At 65.9% G+C, this 24289-nt stretch carries 26 protein-coding genes and 1 pseudogene; 18 read left to right on the plus strand and 9 right to left on the minus strand.

Annotated elements, in window-relative coordinates:
• Positions 1 to 5 precede the first annotated feature (5 nt).
• Positions 6 to 866 carry a 4-(cytidine 5'-diphospho)-2-C-methyl-D-erythritol kinase gene (locus F9K20_RS06855; RefSeq protein ID WP_290999036.1) on the plus strand — a complete coding sequence of 287 codons (861 nt, stop codon included), beginning with the start codon at positions 6 to 8 and terminating at the stop codon, positions 864 to 866.
• 6 nt (positions 867 to 872) lie between these two features.
• Here F9K20_RS06855 and F9K20_RS06860 read toward each other — a convergent pair whose 3' ends face one another.
• The 3 genes from F9K20_RS06860 to F9K20_RS06870 form a co-directional block, all read right to left on the minus strand.
• A complete protein-coding gene (locus tag F9K20_RS06860; RefSeq protein ID WP_290999038.1) occupies positions 873 to 2039 on the minus strand; it encodes a methyl-accepting chemotaxis protein in 1167 nt (388 codons plus the stop codon).
• A 519-nt stretch (positions 2040 to 2558) separates the two neighbouring features.
• Positions 2559 to 3053, minus strand: coding sequence for a hypothetical protein (locus tag F9K20_RS06865; RefSeq protein ID WP_290999040.1), 495 nt, complete (start codon positions 3051 to 3053; stop codon positions 2559 to 2561).
• A 91-nt stretch (positions 3054 to 3144) separates the two neighbouring features.
• On the minus strand, positions 3145 to 4161 hold the full coding sequence (locus F9K20_RS06870; protein ID WP_290999043.1) for a polyprenyl synthetase family protein: 1017 nt from the start codon (positions 4159 to 4161) through the stop codon (positions 3145 to 3147).
• Between the two features lie 119 nt (positions 4162 to 4280).
• Here F9K20_RS06870 and F9K20_RS06875 point away from each other — a divergent pair, with 119 nt between their 5' ends.
• The 5 genes from F9K20_RS06875 (at position 4281) to F9K20_RS06895 (ending at position 6830) form a co-directional block, all read left to right on the plus strand.
• On the plus strand, positions 4281 to 4493 hold the full coding sequence (locus tag F9K20_RS06875; RefSeq protein WP_290999046.1) for a DUF2007 domain-containing protein: 213 nt from the start codon (positions 4281 to 4283) through the stop codon (positions 4491 to 4493).
• A gap of 102 nt (positions 4494 to 4595) precedes the next feature.
• Positions 4596 to 5384: a methyltransferase gene (locus tag F9K20_RS06880; RefSeq protein ID WP_290999048.1), complete on the plus strand. Its 789-nt coding sequence runs from the start codon at positions 4596 to 4598 to the stop codon at positions 5382 to 5384.
• 93 nt (positions 5385 to 5477) lie between these two features.
• Positions 5478 to 6320 carry a S49 family peptidase gene (locus tag F9K20_RS06885; RefSeq protein WP_290999051.1) on the plus strand — a complete coding sequence of 281 codons (843 nt, stop codon included), beginning with the start codon at positions 5478 to 5480 and terminating at the stop codon, positions 6318 to 6320.
• 40 nt (positions 6321 to 6360) lie between these two features.
• Positions 6361 to 6579 (plus strand): hypothetical protein, encoded by a 219-nt coding sequence (locus F9K20_RS06890; RefSeq protein WP_290999054.1) that lies wholly within the window; start codon positions 6361 to 6363, stop codon positions 6577 to 6579.
• Between the two features lie 44 nt (positions 6580 to 6623).
• The gene (locus F9K20_RS06895; protein WP_290999057.1) at positions 6624 to 6830 is read left to right on the plus strand and encodes a hypothetical protein; all 207 of its coding nucleotides are present in this window, start codon (positions 6624 to 6626) and stop codon (positions 6828 to 6830) included.
• Between the two features lie 18 nt (positions 6831 to 6848).
• Here the strand turns inward: F9K20_RS06895 and F9K20_RS06900 are convergent, their stop codons facing one another.
• A complete protein-coding gene (locus F9K20_RS06900) occupies positions 6849 to 7808 on the minus strand; it encodes an MBL fold metallo-hydrolase (protein WP_290999478.1) in 960 nt (319 codons plus the stop codon).
• A gap of 139 nt (positions 7809 to 7947) precedes the next feature.
• Here F9K20_RS06900 and F9K20_RS06905 point away from each other — a divergent pair, with 139 nt between their 5' ends.
• The 7 genes from F9K20_RS06905 (at position 7948) to glyS (ending at position 14728) form a co-directional block, all read left to right on the plus strand.
• Entirely contained in the window at positions 7948 to 8709 is a 762-nt protein-coding gene (locus tag F9K20_RS06905) for an AraC family transcriptional regulator (RefSeq protein ID WP_290999060.1), read from the plus strand.
• Positions 8710 to 8992: 283 nt separating this feature from the next.
• Positions 8993 to 10021: a hypothetical protein gene (locus tag F9K20_RS06910; RefSeq protein WP_290999063.1), complete on the plus strand. Its 1029-nt coding sequence runs from the start codon at positions 8993 to 8995 to the stop codon at positions 10019 to 10021.
• Positions 9972 to 10538: an autotransporter outer membrane beta-barrel domain-containing protein gene (locus tag F9K20_RS06915; protein ID WP_290999066.1), complete on the plus strand. Its 567-nt coding sequence runs from the start codon at positions 9972 to 9974 to the stop codon at positions 10536 to 10538. Before F9K20_RS06910 ends, F9K20_RS06915 begins: the two co-directional genes overlap by 50 nt.
• An 86-nt stretch (positions 10539 to 10624) precedes the next feature.
• Positions 10625 to 11581: a glycine--tRNA ligase subunit alpha gene (locus tag F9K20_RS06920; RefSeq protein WP_290999069.1), complete on the plus strand. Its 957-nt coding sequence runs from the start codon at positions 10625 to 10627 to the stop codon at positions 11579 to 11581.
• The gene (locus F9K20_RS06925; protein ID WP_290999072.1) at positions 11578 to 11802 is read left to right on the plus strand and encodes a hypothetical protein; all 225 of its coding nucleotides are present in this window, start codon (positions 11578 to 11580) and stop codon (positions 11800 to 11802) included. Before F9K20_RS06920 ends, F9K20_RS06925 begins: the two co-directional genes overlap by 4 nt.
• A 3-nt stretch (positions 11803 to 11805) precedes the next feature.
• On the plus strand, positions 11806 to 12288 hold the full coding sequence (locus tag F9K20_RS06930) for a hypothetical protein (RefSeq protein ID WP_290999074.1): 483 nt from the start codon (positions 11806 to 11808) through the stop codon (positions 12286 to 12288).
• 259 nt (positions 12289 to 12547) lie between these two features.
• Positions 12548 to 14728, plus strand: a complete 2181-nt coding sequence (glyS, locus tag F9K20_RS06935) for a glycine--tRNA ligase subunit beta (RefSeq protein ID WP_290999077.1) — start codon at positions 12548 to 12550, stop codon at positions 14726 to 14728.
• Between the two features lie 125 nt (positions 14729 to 14853).
• Here the strand turns inward: glyS and F9K20_RS06940 are convergent.
• Positions 14854 to 15151, minus strand: a pseudogene (locus tag F9K20_RS06940) (GIY-YIG nuclease family protein).
• A gap of 150 nt (positions 15152 to 15301) precedes the next feature.
• Here F9K20_RS06940 and F9K20_RS06945 point away from each other — a divergent pair.
• Positions 15302 to 15721, plus strand: a complete 420-nt coding sequence (locus tag F9K20_RS06945; RefSeq protein WP_290999079.1) for a gamma-glutamylcyclotransferase — start codon at positions 15302 to 15304, stop codon at positions 15719 to 15721.
• A gap of 227 nt (positions 15722 to 15948) precedes the next feature.
• On the opposite strand, the gene F9K20_RS06950 is transcribed toward F9K20_RS06945, so the two are convergent.
• From F9K20_RS06950 to F9K20_RS06960, 3 genes are all read right to left on the minus strand, one after another.
• Positions 15949 to 17865: an ABC-F family ATP-binding cassette domain-containing protein gene (locus F9K20_RS06950; RefSeq protein ID WP_290999082.1), complete on the minus strand. Its 1917-nt coding sequence runs from the start codon at positions 17863 to 17865 to the stop codon at positions 15949 to 15951.
• Positions 17866 to 18124: 259 nt separating this feature from the next.
• Positions 18125 to 18475 carry a DUF3147 family protein gene (locus F9K20_RS06955; RefSeq protein ID WP_290999085.1) on the minus strand — a complete coding sequence of 117 codons (351 nt, stop codon included), beginning with the start codon at positions 18473 to 18475 and terminating at the stop codon, positions 18125 to 18127.
• Positions 18476 to 18484: 9 nt separating this feature from the next.
• On the minus strand, positions 18485 to 19696 hold the full coding sequence (locus F9K20_RS06960; protein WP_290999090.1) for a DUF4339 domain-containing protein: 1212 nt from the start codon (positions 19694 to 19696) through the stop codon (positions 18485 to 18487).
• Between the two features lie 236 nt (positions 19697 to 19932).
• On the opposite strand from F9K20_RS06960, the gene ndk reads away from it, so the two are divergent.
• The 4 genes from ndk to F9K20_RS06980 all read left to right on the plus strand — a co-directional run bounded on the left by ndk (position 19933) and on the right by F9K20_RS06980 (position 23815).
• The gene (ndk, locus tag F9K20_RS06965; RefSeq protein WP_290999093.1) at positions 19933 to 20355 is read left to right on the plus strand and encodes a nucleoside-diphosphate kinase; all 423 of its coding nucleotides are present in this window, start codon (positions 19933 to 19935) and stop codon (positions 20353 to 20355) included.
• A gap of 40 nt (positions 20356 to 20395) precedes the next feature.
• Positions 20396 to 20938: a dihydrofolate reductase family protein gene (locus F9K20_RS06970; protein ID WP_290999096.1), complete on the plus strand. Its 543-nt coding sequence runs from the start codon at positions 20396 to 20398 to the stop codon at positions 20936 to 20938.
• 115 nt (positions 20939 to 21053) lie between these two features.
• Positions 21054 to 22286 carry a DUF1624 domain-containing protein gene (locus F9K20_RS06975; RefSeq protein WP_290999099.1) on the plus strand — a complete coding sequence of 411 codons (1233 nt, stop codon included), beginning with the start codon at positions 21054 to 21056 and terminating at the stop codon, positions 22284 to 22286.
• A gap of 131 nt (positions 22287 to 22417) precedes the next feature.
• A complete protein-coding gene (locus F9K20_RS06980) occupies positions 22418 to 23815 on the plus strand; it encodes an FAD-binding monooxygenase (protein ID WP_290999102.1) in 1398 nt (465 codons plus the stop codon).
• On the opposite strand, the gene F9K20_RS06985 is transcribed toward F9K20_RS06980, so the two are convergent.
• On the minus strand, positions 23812 to 24177 hold the full coding sequence (locus F9K20_RS06985; RefSeq protein ID WP_290999105.1) for a cytochrome c: 366 nt from the start codon (positions 24175 to 24177) through the stop codon (positions 23812 to 23814). The genes F9K20_RS06980 and F9K20_RS06985 overlap by 4 nt on opposite strands.
• Between the last annotated feature and the right edge of the window lie 112 nt (positions 24178 to 24289).

Raw genomic sequence — 24289 nt, forward strand, 5'->3', positions numbered from 1 at the left:
AGACCATGGCGTTTATCACCGAGCGCGCGCGCGCCAAGATCAACCTGACGCTTCGCGTCCTCGGCCGCCGCGCCGACGGCTACCATGCACTCGAAAGCCTCATCGTCTTTGCCGATGTCGGCGACGAGGTGCGCTTTGTGCCGGGGTCGGAGCGCGGCGTGCACATGTCGGGGCCTCACGCGGCCATCACCGGCGGTAATCTTGTCGATGTCGCGCTCGAACGCCTCGCCGCCGCCGACCCGCAACTGATCCTGGGCCGTGTCGAAGTGCAGAAGCAGCTGCCCATTGCCGCCGGTATCGGCGGCGGCTCGGCCGATGCCGCCGCGGTGCTGCGCGCCGTGCGCCGGTGCAATCCGGCGAGCACCGTCGACTGGGGCGCCGTCGCGGCCGCGCTGGGTGCTGACGTTTCGGTCTGCCTCGCCGACCGCAGCGCGCTCGTGTGGGGCGTCGGTGAGCATGTCGAGCCCACCGCTAACCTGCCGCGCCTTGCTGCGGTTCTGGTGTGCCCGCCGGGGGCGCCGCTGGGCAAAACGAAGCAGGTTTTCGCGCGGCTCTCGGTGCCGCCGGCTGGGCCCGCCCATCCGCCCGCGCCGCTTCCTGATTTCCCAGATGCAGCGGCCCTGATCGCCTACATGCGCGGTTTCGGCAACGACCTGCGTGAGGCGGCGCACGCGGCCATGCCGGCCAGCGCCGCAGCGGAGGCAGCGCTCGCTGCGCTTCCCGACTGCCTGTACGCCAGCCTTTCCGGCGCCGGCCCGACCAGCTACGGGATCTTCGCCGATGCGGCACTGGCGGGCGCGGCGGCCGCGAAGCTGCGCGCGCGCCATCCCGATTGGTGGATCGTTGCCACGGTCATCGGCGATTGATCCAGGCTAGGCGGCGAATCCGATGCGCAAGGCGCCCCAGTGCTGCCCCTTGACCAGGATCGGGGCCGAGACGTCCCGCATGAGCACGAACTTTCCGCCCATGTCACGGCGATACGTCTGCATGAGGAAGGAGCGCGTGCTCTGCGCAGCCGCGAGGCCGGTACGATCATTGAAGATGCGCCGATTACGGCAATTGGCCGTGTTCCACACGGGATCGCCGCCTTGCGGCTTGGAATAGCGCAAGTTGTGGGTCGGCAGGTAACCGTTGCGATCAACTGCGGCGCAAAAGACGATGCGTTGGTTCTTGGTCAGGATGGGCTCTTGAATCTGGGGCAGGTGACGGTCGGTGAACTCCGTGAAGCGTGTCTGCACTTGTTGGGGATCAGTGCCGCGTATGGGGCGGTAGGCTTCGTCGAAGAGGTCAGCGAGGCTGATCTGGCCATTATCGATCGCGCCTTCGAACAATGCGGCCATCTCGCCGGCGGCGTTCCGGCACAGCGCAATGATGGGGCTGTCCGCCGTTTCGATCCCGCTCTCTGAGACGAAGAGGATGAAATCTTCGCTGATGCCGAGAATGGCTTCGGCACGCGTGTGCGCCACGGAAAGCATGCTGTCGGCTTTGTTGGCGATCTCGACAAGGCCTTTGAGATCGTCGCGTACCTTGGCGATGTCGCCGATATTCTGATTGACCGGACCGGTCATCGCCTCAATGTTCTCAGTGAGAATCTGCACGCTCTGCGCCAGCGACTGGATGGTGCGGGCTGATTGGGAGGCTCGGCCGGACACCTCCAGAGCCGACTGCGCCGTTGCGGCACTCTTCGATGCGGATGCGCTGAGCTCGTCGATTGTGCTTTGCAGCGCGGTGAGATTCACTTCATTTCGTGTGCCGAACGTGCCGATCTCGTCGGCTAGCGACTTTACGCGTGCCCCGATAATAGCAAAGCCGCGGCCAGCAGCGCCCGCCCTCGCCGCTTCCACGCCGGCGTTGAGTGCGAGCATCTGCGTCTCTTGGATGAAAGAGCGCATCGCAGCGCTCGCCTTTTGCACCTCTGCAATCGTTGCACGGACCTTTTCCAGCGAGCTTACAAAGCCGAACACGCCCTCGCTGAGCTGCTGCATGTTCTCGATCGCCGTCGTGAGCGAAGTGGCGACCGATTGAGAGCTGTCGCTCAAGACCTTTCGCGTTTGTTCCGCCGAGCTCCGCGCTTCCTGCATCGATTGGGCGAGCAAAGCATTTGTCCTGCTCGTCCCGCGAACAGAGGCAACGACGGCCCTCAAGCGTTCGATCTGCTCATCGCCGAGTGCGCCCAGATCCTCGATGATCCCGGCGATATCGGCGATTTCAATTCCAAGGCGGCTGCCCCGTTCGCCGATTTCAGCGGCAGCGTGTTGGTTCTGGGAAGGGGCGGTCTGAGGCCGGGCGAAGCGAATGGCGGCGATGCTCATGAATATGGATTGCCCATCGAGGGAGGTCGAATATCTGCTACAGCGAGAGAAATGAGATGAAGCAATCGCGGTGAACAATATGTTTATCGGCAACGGCGTGACCGGGCTGGCGACCGATCCGCGGCACTCATTTTCGAAGAGGAACAAGGAATTGCGGATGCCCCTGTACTTAAGTACGAGAGGGTGTGCACCATCCTGACCGAGACTGGCGTTCGTCGTCGCTGAGACTGTGGAGTCGTCTCGCGGCTAGCAGAAGAAGCAGTTGCGGCAGGCGGTGGCAGCCTCGTTGATTTGCCCGCTCATGATCTTCGAGTATTCGCCGAGTTTCGTCTTGAAGCGCTCGCACACGGCCTTCTTGGCCTCGGGCTGACCGTGCAGCGTCTCCCACTGCTTGAGATACTCGCCCTTCTTGGTGCGGAACTTAGCGAACACCTTGCGCAGGGAAGCCGGATCGACGCACGCACTGACTGCCAGCCAGGCGCGCCGCTGTAAGTTGAGCTTGGTGCCGCAGAATTCCTGTAGCGCGTCGACCGTGGCATACTCGTCGACGAGCTTCCACAGGTTGGCCTGCTCGGCCTTGCTCATGTCGCCGATGCCGAGCTTGACGAGGACGATGCCAGGCTGCTGCTGCGGCGCCGATTGCGCGGTGACGGCGGCTCCGGCAAGCGCGATGCAACAAGCCGCGACGAGCCAGCCGCTGCGGCCGGGCATACGTGTGACGAAGTGCTGAAGCGACGGCACCGGTGTTTCCCCGATCATCTGTCTGCGAGGCGCCGAATCCTAGGCTGCCGGCCATCGCCGGGCAATATGGGCAGCCGCGGCGTTGATTTTTTCAGTGTGTGCGATGCACGCAGAACGCGATCACGTCCTGCATCGCCGCCTTTTCCGGTCGGTCGGGGAAGATCGCCAGGGCATCGTGGGCGATCACCCCGTAAGCGCGGGCCCGCTCCAACGTGGCCTCCAGCGCCTTGTGCTGTCGCATCAGCGCCACGGCGCGTTCGAGGTCGCCTTCCTTGAGCTCCCCATCGGCGATGGTGCGCTTCCAGAAGCGGCGCTCCTCCTCCGAGCCGCGGCGGAACGAAAGAATGACTGGCAACGTGATCTTGCCCTCGCGGAAGTCGTCGCCGATCGCCTTGCCGAGGTTGGCGCTATCGCCGGAATAGTCGAGCGCGTCGTCGACGAGCTGGAAAGCGAGGCCGAGATTGCGCCCATAGGACTTCAGCGCCGTCTGCTGCGCCGCCGGTCGGTTGGCGATGGCGGCGCCTACTTCAGCCGCGGCCGAGAATAGCGCTGCCGTCTTGGCGTTGATGATGGCGAGGTACTCGTCCTCGGTGGTCGTCGTATTGTTGGCGGCGGCGAGCTGCATCACCTCGCCCTCGGCGATCACCGCTGCGGCGTTGGACAGGATCTTCAAGACAGGTAGGGAGCCGACATCGACCAGCATGCGAAATGCCTGGCCGAGCAGGAAGTCGCCGACCAGCACGCTCGCCTGGTTGCCCCACAGCATGCGCGCTGTCTGCTTGCCGCGCCTCAGGCCGCTCTCGTCGACCACGTCGTCATGCAGCAACGTCGCCGTATGCATGAACTCGATCGCGCTCGCGACGTGGATGTGCCGCGTGCCCGGATAGTCGCACAGCTTGCAGGAGGCCAGCGCCAGCATCGGCCGCAGCCGCTTGCCACCCGAATCGATGAGGTGGTGGGCGAGCTCCGGGATCAGCTCGACGTCCGACACGTGCTTGTCGAGGATGATGCGGTTGATCGATTCCATGTCGCCGGCGACGAGGTCGAGCAGCGGCTGCAGGCTTTCCGGGGCGCTGCGGGCGGTGTCGAACGGTATGACTTGTCCCAAGGGCATTTTCCGGAGCTCATATTTGTTTTGGTTGGTATAGCGTTGTGGCGGGGGCGAATACCAAGCAAACTTTGCGGTAGGCCCCTAGTCCCGTTTACCTTGGTGCTATGCGTGATCTGGTGACGACCAACGACCCCGTGCTTCTCAGCTACCTCATGGTGCTGTTGGAGGATGCCGGCATTGAAGCCGCAGTGTTCGACGGCAACATGAGCACCGTGCAGGGCACGCTCGGTGCCGTCGCCCAGCGGCTCGCCGTGCCCGAGGAAAGCTGGGAGGCCGCCCGTCGATTGCTCATCGAGGCCGACCTCGGTCAATGGATGGTACGGTCGTGACGGTGCGTCCTGCAACCCAAATTCAGCGCCGCCGGCTGCTCGGCGTCACCCGCCTTATCGCCGCGCTGTGCTTAGCCCTTGGATGAGCGCCATGGTGCGGGCATGACAGCTCAGGACCGGTCTGAGGTGACGGATGACGCTTTCCTCGGCGGGGCGCTCAACATCCTGCAGTTGCGCAATGGTTACCGGGCCGGGCTCGACGCGGTGATGCTGGCCGCTGCCGTGACTGCCGATGCGAGCCGTCCGCTGCGCGTGCTCGACATCGGGGCAGGCGTTGGCACGGCCGGGTTGTGTCTCGCCCGCCGCTTGCCTGGCGCCGAGGTGGTGCTGCTGGAGAAGGAGCCGAAGCTTGCCGAACTGGCGGCGGAGAACATCCGCCGCAACGGCCTTCAGGATCGCGTGCGCGTCATCACCGCCGCTGTTGGCGCCGGGGTGGCTGAGCTGCGAGCGCAGGGTCTCGTCGAGGAAAGCTTCGGGCACGTAATTGCCAATCCGCCGTATCACGATGTGGGGGCCGGGACGCGCGCAACCGATGACTTGAAGGCCGGCGCACATTCCATGGATGAGGAGGAGCTGGAGCGCTGGGCGCGTTTTATGGCGCGCATGGCGGCACCCGGCGGAGAGGCGACCATCATCCATAAGGCCGAGGCGTTGAGGCGCGTACTTGCGGCCCTCGACCCGCGCTTCGGCGCCCTGAAAGTCCTGCCACTCTACCCGCGCCGGGGCGCCGCCGCGCACCGGGTGCTTGTGCAGGGCATAAAGGGGAGCCGGGCGCCGCTGCAGGTTCTCCCGGGCTTCATATTGCACCAAGAGGGGGGGAATGCCTTCACGCCTGCGGCGCAGGAAATCCTTCGCAATGGCGCCCCTCTGCCGATGATAGCCTCGGCATGATCGGGACCTCTTGGGCCACCCTAGCCGGGGTGGCGCCGATGCCCTAAAAGTTCCGCTCCATCCGATCAGCAGGCTATCAGCGAGGCCTTCCGCATGTGGTTCTTTGGCCAAGGTCCCGTAGTTCCCATACTGCGCTTTTCCGGCCCGATCGGCATGGTGACGCCATTACGTCCCGGCCTGTCGATCGCTCATGCCGCTAGCGGCATCGAGAAGGCGTTCGAGCTGTCGAGGTGCCCCGCCGTGGCCATCGTCATCAACTCGCCGGGCGGGTCGGCCGTGCAGTCGAGCCTGCTCTTCCGGCGCATCCGCCAGCTCGCCGAGGAGAAGCAGAAGACGGTCTACACATTCTGCGAGGATATCGCCGCCTCCGGCGGCTATTACCTGGCGCTGGCGGGTGACGAGATCTACGCCGATCCATCCTCGATCGTCGGATCGATCGGCGTCATCTTCTCGGGCTTCGGTTTCGACAAGGCGATCGAAAAGCTCGGCATCCAGCGCCGCGTCTACACCGCCGGTGATCGTAAGGACGCGCTCGATCCATTCCGCCCTGAGCGAGCCGAGGACGTCGAGCGCATCAAGAGCGTGCAGCGCGACGTGCACGACGTGTTCATCGGCATCGTCAAGGAGCGCCGCGCCGGGCGCCTCTCGGGCACCGATGGCGAGCTGTTCTCCGGCGCCTTCTGGTCCGGCCCCAAGGCGCTGGAGCTGGGCCTCATCGACGGCATCTCGGACGTGCGCTCCAAGATGCGTGAAATCTATGGCGACAAGGTTCGCCTCAAGGTCGTGCCGCTCGAGAGGGGCGGCCTTTTGGGCCGCTTGCGGCGCTCGCCGACGGCCACGGGTTACCAGGAATTAACAGGCGCCCGTCTTGCCTTTGCCGAGGATCTGATATCCGCTGTGGAGGCTCGGGCGCTGTGGTCGCGGTTCGGGCTGTAATCCGCGCATTCGGCAGCGCGCTTGAGAGGGAGTGTCGTCGATGCCCCAGGTCGTCGCCGCGGTGCTCATCGGAGCCGGCCTCCTCGCCGGCATGAAATGGCTGGCCAAGGAAATGGCTCGTGCCGCCGCCGCTACGCGCGCTGCGCACGAGCAGATGAGCCGCAACAATCCGCTCCAGTCGGTTCCCAAGGATCTCGGCTCTCTCGAATGGGATGCGGAGGCCGGCGTCTATCGACCGAGCGATGGGCGCAACGCCTGACCCGCGACAGCTCTTCCCCTCCTCAACCCATCAAGAGGAAATCTATGCCCGCCGTCGATCCAGTGCTCGCCGAGCTCGATAACCGCATTGCCATCCTGCGCGATAATCTGCGTGAGCTCGTCGAGCAGGCCGCCGCCTATTCCGGTGCCGCCGACGAAAGCCGCATTGCCGATCGCATCGCCGACCAGCAGGCCAAGCTCGATGAGCTTCTCGCTGAGCGCGACAAGCTCGCGAAGCAGAAGAAGAAATAGCCCGCCGCCCGCGCGATCCTACAGATTGAGCTGGTAGGTGTGGGCGAGCCAGCGGTAGCCACCCCCATCCAGGCGCTCGACATAGCCGATCGACGGAAACGGCATGTGGTAGCCGGCAACGGGCAGGCGCTCGCTTGCTGCCATGTCGTAGATCTTCTTGCGCGTTTCAGCACCCTGCCTCTTGTCGACGTCGAACACGCAGTCCCAGTCGGGCCGCGCCAGCGAGGCGACGTGATGGTGCGCGCAGTCACCCCAGAACAGCAGGCTCTTGTCGAGGCTCTCGATGATGAAGGCAATATGCCCTGGCGTATGGCCCGGTGCCGCCAGCGAGCGCACGCCCGCCACGACATCGTCGCCCGGCTTGATGAAGCTGACTTTGTCGGCGAGCGGCACGAGGTTGGAGCGAAACGGCCCGGCGTACTTCTCCAACTCGGCCGGCAGTTTGTTCCGCGGCGACCAGAAGTCGTACTCGGTCGCGGCGATCACGTAGCGTGCATTGGGGAAGAGTGGCTTTCCCACTTCCATGATGCCGCCCACGTGGTCGGAATGCCCGTGTGACAGCACGACGACATCGATCTGCTCCGGCTTGAAACCCGCGGCGACGAGCTGTCTCGCCAGCCACCCGCCCTGTGGGCGCGGCACGAAGCCGTTGCTTCCATTGCCCGTGTCGAAGATCAGCAGCTCCTTGCCAGTGTTGAGCAGCATGGGTGTGAAGCCCGGCTGATACTTGGCCGGCGGCAATAGATTGTCGCGCATCAGCTGCTCGACCTCCGTCTGCGCTGCGTTGGCGCCGATGATCGGGTACGGTCCGTCAATAAAGGCGTCAGAATCGGCCAGCATGGTCAGCTCGAAGGCGCCGAGCTTGAAGCGAGCCCAGCTCGGCCTGCTGGTGCCCTGCATGGGGCTGGCGGCGTGCGCTGCCGGCGGCAGTGCTGCCGCCAGCGGCACCGCCGCCAGTGCGGCGGCCGAGGCCAGCATGTGGCGGCGGGTCAAGCCGGCGCCGTCGCCCGGCATCACGTATGCGCTGCCAATCTGTTCCGTTGCCACGTCGCTGGTCCTCTGCAAGCTTGGCTGCTCTCGCTTACCCTTGAGGTAATGGATGACCGTGTCGGGTCGCTTGAACGAACGTGCTACGAAGGAGTGCACCCTCCGCGGCTCGCTGTGGCACGTCGATGCCGGCTGGGCCACCTTCGCCGGGCCGCTCCACCACAACGCGCCGCACGCCCACAGCACCGCCGTCTATCTCGCCGGCCTCTACGGCACCTTCCGCCTGTGCATCGCCGGTAGCCGTTGGCTCACGTGCCGCAGCGCCGTCATCCGCGCCGGCACGCCATACGAGTTCGACGTCGGCGGCGAACCCCTTGGCGTGTTCTACCTCGAGCCCAATATCGCGGGCGCCGATGCGCTCGCCGCGCTGGTCGCCGGGGGAGAGGATGTGAGCGGCGCGATCGTCGGCAGCAGCGATGCCTCGCCGCTGCGCAGCCACTTCGAGCTACGCCCTGACACGGAAGACCTACGTGCGAGCATGGGCGATATCGTCGGCTTCGCGCAGCGCCGCGCTCGGCGGCAGATGGACGAGCGCGTGGCGCGTGCCGTCGAGGCGATGCAAAGCCGCGCAGCCGATGCGTTGTCGACGACGCAAGCGGCCACTGCCGCTGGGCTGTCGGCCTCGCGCTTCCAGCATCTCTTCACCCGCGAGGTGGGCGTGCCGTTCCGGCGCTATCGCGGCTGGCATCGCTTGCGCGCGGCCATCCGCGAGGTCGCCCACGGAGGCAGCAGCCTCACCGCTGCCGCGCACGCCGCCGGTTTCGCCGATCAGGCGCACTTCTCCCGCGCCTTTCGCTTGACCTTCGGCGCCCCGCCCTCGCGCGGTCTATAGGCTCCTCTTGTTGGTGCGAACGGACGCCTCTTTGCCCCGCACGTTGACGTGGATCAGAAAAGCGTGCCTGGAAGGCAACGCCAAGTTGTGCTCACGTTGGTGACACCTGTCCAATTGCACCCGAATCGACGATGGGATTTCTGGACGCTCTTCGCAAGTGCTCGCGCGTGAGGGTGTCGGAAGCTGCGGGATAACCACAGCGCGACCGCAGGAGGGGATTCTGACCACGCTTCGGCACCACGCGAGCACGCGCCGCCTTCTTATCCCCATCATCGCAATAGCTTTGCTGCTGGCCGGATCGAGCGCCGCCTGGGCGGCCCCTGCCCAGGGCTGCAATGCGGTCGACAACTTCGGCCTGTTCAACGTGTCGAGTTCGACGACTCCGGGCCTGCAGCGGCAAATCTCTGGCTTCAGCGTCGGTGATACGATCCATTTCACCGTCACCGGTAACGGCAACACCTCGGACTTCGAGCTGTACAATGCAGGACTTAGCACGCAGCTGCTTGTCGTCCACCTAACGAGCTCCCCACAGCAGGTGAGCTACACCGTCACGGGAAACAACGGCGACACGACTCTCGTGACCTTTTTTTCCATCTATCAGTCAGGTGCAACGCTCACGATCACTGCGACCTGCGCGACGCCGACTCCGACGCCGTCCGGTGCGGATGCCTCGCAGGGGGTGACCAAAGGCTTCCTCGTCTCGCGCATCAACGGCATCCTGCTCAACAATCCTGGCAGCACGAGCCTGCTCAATCGCTCGCATGTGTCGGTGCCGGTGAATGTCGCCAGCGCAGCCAACGGCGCGACGAACGTCGCCAGCAATGCCGCCGCGTTCGGCAGCGCCATGGGGCTCGGAGCGGGGCTCGGCAATGCCATGGGCCTCGGCGCGAACGACCTTGGTGACACGGTCGATACCACCGGCGGCAAGAGCATTCAGTTCTCGCACAGCCTGTCGCAGCTTCGCCGAAAGACGGCGCAAGCGCAGATGAGTAAGGACCGCATGGCGCTCGGCGCCGGCGACGGCGGATCGCTGCCGCTCGTCTACGAAACAACGTCACCGTGGGACATCTGGGTGGAAGGCCGCTACTCGGCCTTCGACGATGATAACGGCAACCTCGACCGCGACGGCCACGTTGGCGTGCTCTACGTCGGCGGCGACTATCGCGTGGCCAAGAACATGATCGTCGGCGCGCTGGTGCAGTTCGACTGGTCGAACGACGACTCTTCCGTGCTCGCCTCCAAGGTCGACGGCAACGGACTGGATGATCGGGCCGTACCTGTCGATGCAAGTGCACGAGAACATCTACTTTGATCTGCGCGCCGCCTGGGGACGTTCGTCCAACGACCTCACCCTCGGCACCACCACCGGCGGCTTCGACACCTCGCGCTGGCTGGTGAAGGGCACGCTTGCCGGCAACTGGCTCTACGACGCCTGGCGCTTCACACCGTCAGCGGAGCTCGCCTACGTCGAGGAGAGTCAGGACGCCTTCACCAACTCGGCCGGGACTTTCATCGCCGGCCAGGACGTCTCACTCGGACGGCTGCAGTTTGGCCCCGAGATCGGCTACCGCTTCGCGCACTCGGCCGACACGTTCATCGAGCCGTTCGCGGCCATCAAGGGCGTGTGGGATTTCGACAACCCCAACGTCGCCATCGTCGACGGCTTCGTCGTCGGCCCCGGCGACTTCTGGGGCCGGCTCGAAGGTGGCCTCAACGTCATTACGACGAGTGGATGGTACCTGCGCGGCCTCGCCTCCTGGGACGGCGTCGGATCCGACGACTACTCGGGCTACACCCTGCAGGGCACGCTCAACGTTCCGCTGAACTGAGCGCCTGCCTCGCAGCACTTATTGCGACGTGACAGGGAGTTTCCGCTGCGTATAGTGCGCCCCGATCCGAAGAGGGGCGTCACGCCATGCCGACCACCGAAGCCGCAAAGTCCCGCCCAAGCGCCGTCGAGGTGGCGCCGCTACACCCAAAAAAGTCGTTCCAGGACCTGATCTTCGCCCTGCAGCGCTTCTGGGCCGAGCAGGGCTGCGTCATCCTGCAGCCCTACGACATGGAGGTCGGCGCCGGCACCTTCCACCCGGCGACGACGCTGCGCGCCCTCGGCCCCAAGCCGTGGAACGCCTGCTACGTGCAGCCCTCGCGCCGCCCCAAGGACGGGCGCTACGGCGAGAACCCCAACCGCCTGCAGCACTACTACCAGCTGCAGGTGATCATGAAGCCGGCGCCCGTCGACATGCAGGACCTCTACCTCGAGAGCCTGCGCCGCATCGGTCTCGTCCCCGAGCTGCACGACATCCGCTTCGTCGAGGACGACTGGGAGAGCCCGACGCTGGGCGCCTGGGGCCTCGGCTGGGAGGTGTGGTGCGACGGCATGGAGGTGACGCAGTTCACCTATTTCCAGCAGGTCGGCGGCTTCGATTGCGAGGTTGTCTCGGCCGAGATCACCTACGGCCTGGAACGCCTCGCCATGTACGTGCAGGGCGTCGACCGGGTGTTCGACCTGTCGTTCAACGGGCGCACCGACGCGCGCAAGCTCTCCTACGGCGAGGTGTTTCTGCAGGCCGAGCAGGAGTATTCGCGCTTCAACTTCGAGCACGCCGACACGGGTCTGCTATTGGCCCACTTCAACGACGCCGAGAAGGAGTGCATGGCGCTGCTCGACAAGGGCGTAATGCCGGTGGGGCGCCATTTGCTGGCCCTGCCGGCCTACGACCAGTGCATCAAGGCCTCGCACCTGTTCAACCTCTTGGACGCGCGCGGGGTCATTTCCGTTACCGAGCGGCAGAGCTATATCTTACGCGTGCGCGAGCTGGCCAAGGCCTGCTGCGCGGCATGGCTGCAAACCACGGGAGGCGGCGCATGATGGACCCAACAATTATCGGCGCGCTCATCATCGGCATTCCGGCACTGCTCATCGCCTACATCGCCTTCTGGGGACGGCAACGGTCGATCTTCTGGTTTGTCCTGGCGCTGGTTGTCGCCGGCCTTGGATATCTCGGCTCGACCGGCGCCCTCGCCGACATCGCCAATCTGATCCTCGGCAGCGCCCCCACGCAGACGCCCGTCATCACTCCGGCGCCCTGAGGGATGCAGCTCGCGCCCTACACCGGCAGCGAGGCCCCCCCGCAGGACAAGGCGCTGGCCATCAAGCCGCGCCTTACGTCGTGGACCTCGCGCATCTGGCGCGAGAGCCCGGGCCGTTCCGTCCCGCTGTTCAAGCTCGAGGCACGCCTGGAGGTTCGCGACATCGAGAACCGTGCCCTCGGCGAGGCGCTGCGTCCCTTCGCCGGCCCGCTGCAGAAGATCGCCATCTACGTGCTGCACCCGGAAGAGTCGCAGCGCCTCGCCGCCTGGGCGGTGGGCCGTTTCGATGTCGATGACAAAAGTGCCTTCATGTTCTTCCACGACTTTCTCGCCGCACCCAATGGCCTGCTGATGCTCAACCTGATGCAGACGGCGAGCGCGGCGAGCGACATCATCATCTCCATCGTGCCGATGGTCATCGAGCCCGAGCGTGCCGCGTTCGCCATCACCGACTACGACCTCGGCCTGCACGCCCGCATCGGCTAGCTTCCCGCAGCTGTCATCCCGGGCAAGCGAGGCCGTAGCCGAGCGCGACCCGGGACCCAGCAGAGGAATGCCGCAGGCCCATTCTTGCGTCTTTGACGCTTATTGTGCTGGTCCCGGATAGCCTCCGCTGGCGCGTCCATGCGGAGGTCCGTGCGGAGCACGGCTGCGCCGTGACGCTTCGCCATGACGGCTTCCGGGATGACAGTCATGGCCCGATCACGTATGAGTGCGCCTCCCAATTCGAAGCCTGAGATGACCTATGTCTGAGCTCTTGCTCGAGCTGTTCTCCGAAGAGATTCCCGCCCGCCTGCAGACGCGCGCGGCGGAAGACCTGCGCCGCCTGATGGTGGACGGCCTGAAAGCGCGCGGGCTCGAGGTGGGCGAGGCGCGCGCCTTCGCCACGCCGCGCCGCCTGGCGCTGGTCATCGACGGCGTGCCGAAGAAATCCCCCGCCACCTCGGAGGAGCGCAAAGGCCCGCGCGTCGGCGCGCCGGAGCAGGCAGTGCAGGGCTTCCTCAAGGCAGCGGGGCTCGCCTCGCTGAAGGACGCCGAGGTCGTCAAGGACGAGAAGAAGGGCGACTATTACATCGCGCGCATCGACAAGCCGGGGCGCTCCGCCGGCGAGATCGTCAACGAGATCTTGCGCGAGACGATCCTCAATTTCCCCTGGCCGAAGACGATGCGCTTCAACGCTCATCTCGACAACGGCTCGGAGCTGCGCTGGATCCGTCCGCTGCATTCGATCGTGCTGCTGCTCGACGGCAAGGTGGTGCCGTTCGAGATCGCCGGCATCAAGGCCGGCAACCAGACGCGCGGGCATCGCTTCATGGGCAATGAGCCGTTCAAGGTGACGGGATTCGCCGACTACGAGAAGCAGCTGAAAGCACACAAGGTGATCCTCGATGCGGCGACGCGCGCTTCGCAGATCAACGAGGGCGCGCACGCGCTCGCCAAGGAAGCTCATCTCACCCTCGTCGAGGACGATGCGCTGGCCGTTGAGAACGCCGGCCTCACCGAGTGGCCGACGGTGCTCATGGGCGCTTTCGACAAATCGTTCCTCGAGGTGCCGGCTGAGTGCCTGACCAGCGCGATGAAGACCCACCAGAAGTGCTTCTCCCTGCGCCACGGCAAGAAGCTCGCCAATAACTTCTTGCTCGTCTCCAACTTGAAGGCCAAGGACGGCGGCAAGACCATTATTGCCGGCAACGAGAAGGTGATCGCGGCGCGGCTTTCCGATGCCAAGTTCTTCTGGGAGCAGGACCTCAAGAAGAAGCTCGACGTCATGCGCGATGAACTGAAGGGTGTCACCTTCCACGAGAAGCTCGGCACCCAGTTCGAGCGCACCGAGCGCATCAAGGAGCTCGCCGCCGAGATCGCCAGGTTCGAAGAGCTGTGCGAGGCCGCGCTCGCCTTGCGCGCGGGCGAATTGTCGAAGGCCGACCTCGTCTCCGGCATGGTCGGCGAGTTCCCCGAGCTGCAGGGCCTGATGGGCCGATATTACGCGGAAGCCGAGCACATGAGCCCGGAGATCGCGCGCGCCATCGAGCTGCACTACAAGCCGAAGGGTCCGGCTGACAGCGTGCCGCTGGAGAGCGAGGGCGACGGCGCGGCCGTCGCCGTAGCGCTCGCCGACAAGCTCGACACCCTCGTCGGGTTCTGGGCCATCGGCGAGAAGCCGACCGGCTCGGGCGATCCCTACCAGCTTCGCCGTGCCGCATTGGGCGTCATCCGCCTCGTCATCGACAACGACCTGCGCCTGCCGCTAATCGACGAAATCGAGAAGGCAGCAGAACTGGTACTGAAGTCGATCAGTGATGTCGCGCTTGAAAAGAAGCGCAAGAGTGGTGGGGACATAGTTCACGGCGAAGTTCGAACGTTCACAGATTGGAATGGACGGCAGGTATCACCAAACTCAGTGGACCTGCTCGCGTTCTTCGCCGAGCGGCTGAAGGTGTACCTGCGCGACAAGGGCGCGCGCCACGACCTCATCGATGCCATCTTCTCGCTGCCCGGTCAGGACGACCTGGCGCTCATCGTCAAGCGCGTCGAGGCGCTGACCGAGTTCCTGAAGACCGATGACGGCGCCAACCTGCTGGCCGGCGTCAAGCGCGCGCAGAGCATCCTCACTATCGAGGAGAAGAGGGACAAGGTGAGCTACGCCGGCGACTACGAGGTCGCCCTCCTGCAGGAGAAGGAGGAGCTAGCACTCGCCGCCGCAATCGAGAGCGTGAAGCAGGACACCGTCGCCGCGCTCAATGTGGAGAACTTCGCCGGCTCCATGCGCGCCCTCGCCGAGCTGCGCGCGCCGGTCGATGCCTTTTTCGACAAGGTGACGGTCAACGCCGACGATCCCCAGCTGCGCAAGAACCGCCTGCGCCTCCTGTCGCAGATCCGCGCCGCCACCTTGAACGTCGCCGACTTCACCAAAATCACGGGGTAATGTTATACGCTCCTTGCGCCCCATCCAGCGCAAATTGCGTCGAAGACCCTTATGAGCCTTCGGCGATTCTTATGCTGGGTCCCGGCTCTGCGGTCGCTCCGCTCCCGCGGCCGGGATGACGGAGGTTACGTGGTGAGGTCGAGCCAGAGATCACGCCATTGCGGATTGCGCTGCTCGATCAGCGCGAGCTTCCAGGCACGCCGCCAGCGCTTAATACGCTTCTCGCGGCGGATGGCTTCGTCCACGTCGTCATGCTTCGAAGTAGACAAGCGTCTTGACACCGTGGTGCTTTGTGAAGCCAGGGATGAGGCCATCCCGATGTTCGACCATGCGGCCGTAAAGATCGCTCGTGACGCCCACGTAAAGAGTACCATTGCGCTTGCTCGCAAGAATGTGGACGAAGTACGCGTACACCCGTGGCATAGCCGGCCCCTTCCCAGATAGGCTCAGCTTCGCTTCGCCTTCCAGGATAACAGTAAGAGAGCGAGTTCACACTGTCATCCCGGGCCAGCGAGGCGCCAGCCGAGCGACGACCCGGGACCCAGCGTAACGTGTGCCGAAGGCTCCAAAGTTATGACTGACCCCGACTGCCGCTACCTGTTCGTCTACGGCACGCTGATGAGCGGCGCGCGCAGTGTCCTTGGCCGCGCACAGCGCCTGCGCCTGGCGCGCCAGTCCGACGGCCTCGGCCCCGCCTCGCTGCCGCAGGCGCGCCTCTACGATCTCGGCCGCTATCCCGGCGCCGCGCCGAGCAACGACATCGACGACATCGTGCACGGTGAAGCGGTGCTGCTTTCCAATCCGCACGCAGCGCTCAGGTGGCTGGACGAGTACGAGGGCTATGTGCACGGCGCCGATCACAACGAGTACGACCGCACCATCCGCCAGGTGCGGCTCGCCGGCGGCGAAACCTTCGACGCCTGGGTCTATATGTTGCGGGCTGCACCGGACGCGCGGCGCCGACTCGCCAGCGGCCGATGGACTGGCCGCTGACGCACTTGTCGACATTGGGGGAAGTCGTTGAGAGCTGGCCTGCGGACCCCGAACGGCCCTCTACCGCGCAGGCACGGTCCCCGCTTAAGACCGAGGCGGCCAGCTCCCACACGTTTCGTCATACACCCGTCGCGAAGCCGTCACTATTGGGGCGCGCAAAAACATATTTTTATGTGCATATCGCGCAGAATTGACTTGTCACGAATTCGTCACGCGATCCTCGCGCCTTACGCATCCGCAGCGTCGGACGCGTCGGCATTGGCGGCCTCGTAGGCTTCACTGGCGGCGAGCCAAGCCTCTTCCGCCTCTGCGAGACGCTTGGCCAACTGCCCGCGGTCGATGGCGGCGTTCTGCGCTGCTTGTGCATCGCGCGCATAGAGCTGCGGATCGGCGAGCAGGCGATCAAGGCGCGCGATGTCGGCGCCGATCCTTTCCACTTCTTTCTCCGCCCCCTGCATGGCTTTCTTCAGGGGCGCCACCGCCGCACGCCGGTCGGCCGCCGCGCGCCGCTGGTCGGCGCGCGCGTTGCGTCCCGCCTCGTTGCGCGCGCCGTTGTTTTTCGTGCGCGTTCCGGCGCCGCGCTCGGCCAACAGGTCGGCGCGATAGCTGTCCATGTCGCCGTCATACGCCTTCACCGTGCCGCCACGCACGATCCAAAGCCGATCGGCGCACGCCTCGATCAGGTGCCGGTCGTGGCTGATGAGGATGACGGCGCCCTCGTACTCGGCGAGCGCGTGAACGAGCGCCTCGCGGCTGTCGACGTCGAGGTGGTTGGTCGGCTCGTCGAGGATGAGCAGGTGCGGGGCGTGGAAGGCGGCCAGCGCCAGCAGCAGGCGCGCCTTCTCGCCGCCTGACAGGTTGGCGCACTTAGTATCGGCCTTGTCGACCGAGAACCCGTAGGTGCCCAGCCGCGTGCGGCGCTGCGCCTCGGTCGCCTCCGGCATCAGTTCCAGCATGTGGTCGTACGGCGTCTTGCCCGGGCTCAGCTCGTCGAGCTGGTGCTGGGCGAAGTAGCCGACATCGACGCGCTTGGCACCGAACAGGTTGCCACCGAGCGGCGCCAGCTTGCCGGCGATGAGCTTGGCGAAGGTCGATTTGCCGTTGCCGTTCTGGCCGAGCAGGGCGATGCGGTCGTCCTGGTCGATGCGCAGGTTCAGACCCGCCAGAACGGGGGCGTCCGCCGCATAGCCGATCGCCACCTCCTCCAGCCGCATGAGCGGCGAGGCGAGCGCCTTGGCGGGATTCGGCAAATGGAACGGCTTGACGCGCTCGTCGAGCTGCGCCGCGATCGGCTGCATCTTGGCCAGCGCCTTGACGCGGCTCTGCGCCTGCGCCGCCTTGGTCGCCTTGGCCTTGAAGCGGTCGATGAACACCTGGATGCGGCGGCGCTCCTCGTCCTGCTTCTTCTTGAGCTTGAGTTCGAGCCGCTGCTTCTCGCGCCGCGCTTCCTCGAAGTCGTCGTAGCCGCCGGAGTAGAAGGTGAGCTTGCCGCGGTCGAGATGCAGGATCGCCGTTACCGCGCGGTTCAAGAGGTCGCGGTCATGGCTGACGATGACCACCGTGTGCGGATAGGAGCGCAGGTAGCTCTCAAGCCACATGGCGCCTTCGAGATCGAGGTAGTTGGTCGGCTCGTCGAGCAACAGGATTTCCGGCTCGAGGAACAGCACGGCGGCGAGCGCCACGCGCATGCGCCAGCCGCCCGATAGGGCGCGGCACGGGCGCTGCTGGGCTTCCTCGTCGAAGCCGAGGCCGGCGAGGATCTGCGCCGCGCGCGCCGGCGCCGCGTGCGCGCCGATATCGGAGAGACGCTCATGGATCTCGGCGATGCGGTGCGCATCGCTGGCATGTTCCGCTTCCTCGAGCAGGCGCGCACGCTCGCTATCGGCGGCGAGCACGCATGCGATAATGCTTTCCTCGCCCCCCGGGGCCTCCTGCGCCACGTGCCCGATGCGGGCGTTGCGCGACATGGTGATCGAGCCCATGTCGGGGGAAAGATCGCCGGCGATGATCTTCAGCAGCGTCGTCTTGCCGGCGCCGTTGCGGCCGACGAGGCCCACCTTGTGGCCGGTCGGAATGCCCGCCGTTGCCCCCTCGAAGATCGGCCGCCCCTCGATGCGGTAGCTGAGGTCGTTGATATGCAGCATGGGCCGACGGCATAGCGGCTCTTCCCCGCCCTGTCACCGTCGCGCAATGCCACTACTGTCATCCCGGGCGAGCGAGGCCTCAGCCGAGCGCGACCCGGGACCCAGGAGAGGCTCGCCGGAGGCGCTTCGTTGTGTCTTCGACGATTCTTACCTGGGTCCGGATAGCCTCGGCTAGCGCGTCCATGCGAAGGTCCGTGCGGAGCACGGCTGCGCCGTGACGCTTCGCCATGACGGCTTCTGGGATGGCAGGTGAGGAAGCTCAAATCGCGATGCCGAAGCGTTTCAGGATGGCGAGCATCAGGAAGTAGCAGGCAACGGTGAGAGCACTCGACGCCGCGAGGCTCAGGCCGAACGGCCAGCCGGCGCGCAGCATCAGTGGCAGCGCGATGAACAGCGCCAGCGACGGCAGCACCAGCCAGAAGATTCCCGTTGCCAGGTCGGCGACCTTGTGCGCGTCGCCGGTGTCGGCATAGAGCCAGACCATCGCCAGCACCGAGGTCAGCGGAATGGACGCCAGAACGGCGCCGAGTAGCGATGAGCGCTTTGCCACCTCGGAGATGGCCACCACCAGCACGGCGGTAATGGCGACTTTGATGGCGGCCGCCAGCATGCGCGTTGCTCAGCCTGAGACGACGGGCTTCAGCGTCTCGACCAGCAATCGCTCTTGCGTCCCTTGGTCGGCCACGGCGAGATGGGCGTTGAACCAGTCCTGCACCATCTGGCAGACCCGTTCGGGGGGCTCGCGCGAGAGCAGCGTCGGATTGGAGAACACCTGTAGGTCGTTCTCCTTCCAGCCGAGCTTGGTCAGCTCCTGTACCAGTATGTCGTAGTCGGCCTTGACCGCCTTGTCGTGCGGGGTCGGCGACTTGCGGCCGTCGGCGATGGCCTCGAAGATGGCGGCGACCTGCGCCTGCACCGCGGCACCCTGATCGGGCGATTGCAGCACCTCGAGAACGGCGGGCGAGGTCTCGCCCTGCGAGATGAAGCCGTAGCAGGCGCCGACGCTCTTGTTGGCGAGCGATTTGAGGTTGTTGAGGAACGCGGTCGCGACATCCTTCAGGCGCGGGGTGCTGGCGGAGAGTGCGTCGTTGGCATGCTGGCGGCGCAGCGCGACGAGCGCCTCGGCCAGATGCTTGTTGACCGCCGTCTCCGGCTGGTTCTCGGCCGACAGCTTGGCGGCCTGGCGGAGCTGTTCGCCGTACCAATCCGGGAACTCGCGTTTGACGACGCTCCACGCCGCCATCTTCTCGAACTTGGAATCGAGCTGCTGCGCGCCGGCATCGACCTCGGCGGAGGAAGCAGCCGGTGCCGTTGCCTCGGGCGCCGGCGGGGTGGAGGCGTCCGGCGCCGCGACGGTCGGCACCTGCTCGCCCTCCTTCGACGTCGTCAGCCGGTCGCGCAGGCTGTCCAGCGCCCCGCTTTGCCACGCATACCAGCCGCCGCCCCCGAGCAGCGCGAGCAACGCCAGGATGCCTAGCGCCCGCCTTGCTCCCGACGAGCGGCTGTCATCAGACCCTCGCGCGACGCGGATACGATTGGGCTCGAATGTCGGCTGCCCGCCTGCGGCGGCCGGTGCTCCCGGGCCCCGCGACGGCTCGGCGCGGCGCCCTTGCGTCGTCGGTCGCGGCTGTGCGGGGGCCGCCTCAGGTTGCTGAAATGGAAACACCGCCGGCGCAGGACGCCAATCGGCGAACCCGGGGCGCCAAATGAGATCGGTCGGCTTTAGATGACCTTGCGCGACAAATGTGCGCATTTCGACGTCGGACAGCGGGCCGTGCTGTTTGCCTTCACGCGCGATATACCACTGAATGTCAGCCTGCTGGCCAGTCATGGAATTCTCGTATCATTGCGGGGAGCCGACGGCACCGAGCGCGCAGCACCCTGGCCTACGCTGGCCTTTTTGCATGGCGCCAATGTGGTTCGCCGCACCCCGCTTCGTCAATTGGCCGCACGGGCGCGGGTCCCGGTACTCCACGGCGACCTTTTGGCGGGCTTGCTGAGGTTTCGCGGCCCCGCTATAAGGCGCCGCAATTCAAGAAAAATCCAAACCGGACCAGAGGCCGAGGGATGACCATCGAGCGAACTCTTTCCATTATTAAACCGGATGCCACTGGGCGCAACCTGACCGGAGCGATCAATGCGCTCATCGAAAAAGCGGGTTTGCGCATTGTCGCCCAAAAGCGCGTGCGCTGGACGGCGGCGCAGGCGCAGAAATTCTATGCCGAGCACAAGGGCCGCCCTTTTTTCGACGAGCTCGTCGCCTTCATGACCTCGGGGCCGATCGTCGTGCAGGTGCTGGAGGGCGGGGACGCCGTCGCCAAGTACCGCAAGCTGATGGGCGCCACCGATCCGCGCGAAGCAAAAAGGGGCACCATTCGCAAGCGTTTCGCCAAGTCGAAGGCCCACAACTCGGTGCACGGCTCCGATAGTGCCGCCTCCGCCGCACGCGAGATTGCATTGAATTTCAAGACGAACGAAATTGTCGGCTGAGGCCGCGATCTCCTAACGCGGTCGCGGGGGTACCCTCCTCATGGCGCGCGTCAGGTTCTACGTTGCCACCAGTCTCGACGGCTTCATCGCCGACCGCGAGGGAAGCGTTGACTGGCTGGCGCCGTACGACGCCCGCCTCTATGGCTATGACAAATTCATCTCCGAGGTCGGCGCCCTCATCATGGGGCGGCGCACCTACGAGCTGATCTTCGCCATCGGCGAGGATTGGCCTTACGCCGGCAAGCCTGTCTACGTCCTCTCGTCGTCGAGCCTCGGCGACGTGCCGCAGGGCGTGGTCACCAACACGCGCGGCATCAAGGCCGCTTTGCAGCAGGCGCGCGAGACGACGCGCAACGACATCTGGATCGTCGGCGGTGCCGTCACCATGCAATCGGCGCTGGAAGAAGGTCTCGTCGACATGGTGGAGATCTTCCTCGTCCCGGTGCTGCTCGGCTCGGGCCTCAGTCTGCTCAATGACCTCAGTCGCCGCCCGACGCTGGTCTTCGACGGCATCGAGGCGTTTCCCGACGGGGTCGTCAAGCTGCGCTACCTCGTGCCGGGCCGCAGCGGCGTATTGCGCTAGAGCGACCTAGCGCGCTTGTTCCCACGGGAACAGCACGCCTCCTTGGCTCAGGTGACACCTGATTGGTCTGTGCCACGTATCTGACCGCGGTGGCATTGCGGACCACGAGGTCGTCATGAGCCTTCAATACGATACCCTTGCGCGCACCTGGCCGCTGCCGCTTCCGGCGCCGACCGCTACCCGCGTCGAGGTCGGCAGCATCGCGCGCCCGCGCCTCGATTCCATCGATCTCTTGCGCGGCCTCGTCATGGTCCTCATGGCGCTCGACCACACGCGCGATTTCTTCGGCTCGAGCGGCATGAATCCGCGCGACGTCGCCGATCCGGCCCTGTTCCTCACGCGCTGGATCACGCACTTCTGCGCCCCGATCTTCATCCTGCTGGCCGGCGTGTCGGCCTACCTCTACGGCACGCGCGGGCGGTCGACGGGCGAGATCAGCCGCTTTCTTCTGACGCGGGGCTTCTGGCTGATGGTACTCGAGTTCACCGTCGTGCGGCTCGGCTGGACGTTCGGATTAGGCCTCGACTTTTTCGTCACCCAGGTCATCTGGGCCATCGGCGCCTCGATGGTGGTGCTCGCCGGGCTCGTGTGGTTGCCGCGCGCGGCGATCGCAGCCATCGGCATCGGCATGATAGCGGGTCACAACCTGCTCGATGGCATTCATGCCGCCGACTTCGGCGCGGCCGGCTGGGTGTGGAATTTCCTCCACGAGCCGAAGCTCCTCACGCTGGGACCGGGGATGCAGCTCTACGCGCTCTACCCGCTCATTCCCTGGGCTGGCGTCATGGCGGCCGGCTACGTACTGGGGCCGGCCTTCGCCCTTCCGGCCCTCGAGCGCCGGCGCCTGCTGCTCACGCTCGGCGCGACGATCACCGTCGGTTTCCTGGTGCTGCGACTTAGCAACGTCTACGGCGACCCCGCTCCGTGGGCCGTGCAGGGGAATGCGCTGGCGAGCGTGCTGTCGATGCTGAATGTCGAGAAGTATCCGCCATCGCTGCTCTATCTGATGATGACGCTGGGCCCGGCGCTGATGCTGCTCGCCGTGTTCGAGGGAGCGCGCGGCGACCTCGCGCGGCGCATCACGACCTTCGGCCGCGTGCCGCTGCTCTACTACGTGGCGCACATCTTTCTCATCCACGCCTTCGCCGTGGTCGTGGCAGCGCTGACGCTTGGCGACGCTGCTTGGCTGTTCGGCTCGCTGCCGGATGCCAAGCCGCCCGGCTTCGGATTTGCCCTGCCGGGCGTCTACGTCGCGTGGCTCGTTGTCGTCGCCGCCCTCTACCCCCTGTGTCGCTGGTTTGCGCAACTGAAGCGCAGCCGCAGCGAATGGTGGTGGAGCTACCTCTAGGCGTGATCGAGGCGGCCGCGCGCCGGCGTGGCCTGTCTCGCCTGCTTCCGACAGACCGCAGCGCGAAACCCAGAGGTGAGCTGCCCCGTAGCTTGTGGCAACCGCGTCAAGAAAACGAGGGAGAACGCCGCATGTCCCGCCCTATGCCCGGTGCCCGAGATCACGCCGTCGTCGTCGGCGGCAGCATGGCCGGCCTCGCTGCCGCCCGCGTTCTGGCCGAGCACTACGCGCGCGTGACCGTGCTCGACCGCGACGTTCTTCCCGCCGATGCACGGTTTCGCAAAGGCGTGCCGCAGGGCCTGCACGCCCACGCCCTGTTGGCGCGCGGCCGTGAGGCGCTGGAAACCCTGTTCCCTGGTCTTGGTGCCGAGCTCGTCGCCGCGGGCGCGATCGAATCCGATCTTTTCGCTGACAGTGTGTGGTTCAACCATGGCGTCCGCCTCGCCGCGGCGCCGAGCGGACTGATCGGGCTTCTTGTCAGCCGCCCGATGCTCGAAGGGCTCGTACGCCGCCGCCTCATGGAGCGCCGCAACGTGCGCTTGCTCGAGCGCTGCGAGGTCCGTGGTCCCACCTTCGATTCGCGTCTCGATTGCGTTACGGGGCTCGAGATCGACGTCGGCGAGGGTCGCCAGATCCTCGCCGCCGATCTCGTCGTCGACGCTTCGGGGCGCTTCTCGCGCAGCCCATCCTGGCTGCAAGAGCTGGGCTTCGAGCCGCCGTCCGTGGATGAGGTCGAGGTCGGCATCGGCTATACGACGCGCCTCTACCGCCGCCGCTCTGGTGATGCCGGTGGCAAGCGTGTGGTGGCCGTGCGCGGCGGCGCGCCGCGCTACCGCTTCGGCGTCGCGCTGGCGCAGGAGGACGACCGCTGGATCGTCAGCCTCGGCGGCTACTTCGGCGGCAATCCGCCGGCCGACCAGGAGAGCTATGATGCCTTCGCGCGCTCGCTGCCCGTGACCGAGATCGCCGACATCGTCGCCAACGCCGAGCCGCTTTCGCCCTTCCGTGGTTTCCGCTTTCCAGCCAGTGTGCGCCGACGCTACGAGCGGCTGCCGCGCTTTCCCGCCGGCTATCTGGTGACCGGCGATGCCCTGTGCTCGTTCAATCCCGCCTACGGCCAGGGCATGGCCGCCGCCATCCTCGAGGCGATGGCCCTGCGCGACTGCCTCGCGTCGGCCACCGGCCCGCTGGCGCCGCGCTTTTTCAGCGCCGCCGCCAAGATCGTCGACACGCCCTGGCAGATCGCCGTCGGCGGCGACCTCGAGCACCCCCTCGTCAAAGGGGAACGCACGCTGTCGGGACGCATGCTGAGTTGGTACATCCGCTGGCTGCACCGCGCCGGCGCGCTCGACGCCAGTCTCGGCGTGCGCTTTCTCGAGGTCGCCAACTTGCTGGCGCCGCCGGCGGCGCTGTTGGCCCCCGCGATCGCCATGAAGGTGCTGCGCGGCAACCTGCGCCGCTTGCATCATACGGCGGGGCAAGCACGCGGGGCTTCTCTACTCGGCGGGCTGGGCTCTGTATTCCGCTAGGGTGTGGTGCGCAGCGTCAGGATGTACTCGGCAACGTCGCCGATCTCCTCGCGCGTCAGCTCGATCTGCGGCATCGGCGGGTGCGGAATGACGATGGCGCCGGCGATCGCCTGTGCCGTCTGCCCCGGCTTGTTGGCTATGGTCGTGAAGCTCGGCACGTCGGCCGGCACCGCGGCGCCCGCCGCCTCAGCCCCGACGATGTGGCAACCTACGCACAGCTTCTCGGCGATCTGCTTGCCGGTCTTGGCGTCCGGATGCACCTGCGCGCGCAGCGAGCCGGCCGATAGCGCCAAGCCGGCAATGGAAGCTCCGGCGATAAGGCTGAGGGCGATGGTTCGCTTCAGTTGGGCGCTCGAATGCATATCGACACTCCTCCGGCTCTGTCCCCGTCAATAAGAGGCAGCAGCATCGGCGGGTCATTGCGTGAGGTCAACGACGGGGCGGCTTGGTGGCGCAACCCGGCGGCCCGTGCGG

The sequence above is a fragment of the Hyphomicrobium sp. genome, assembly GCF_009026145.1.
Classification (GTDB): domain Bacteria; phylum Pseudomonadota; class Alphaproteobacteria; order Rhizobiales; family Hyphomicrobiaceae; genus Hyphomicrobium_A.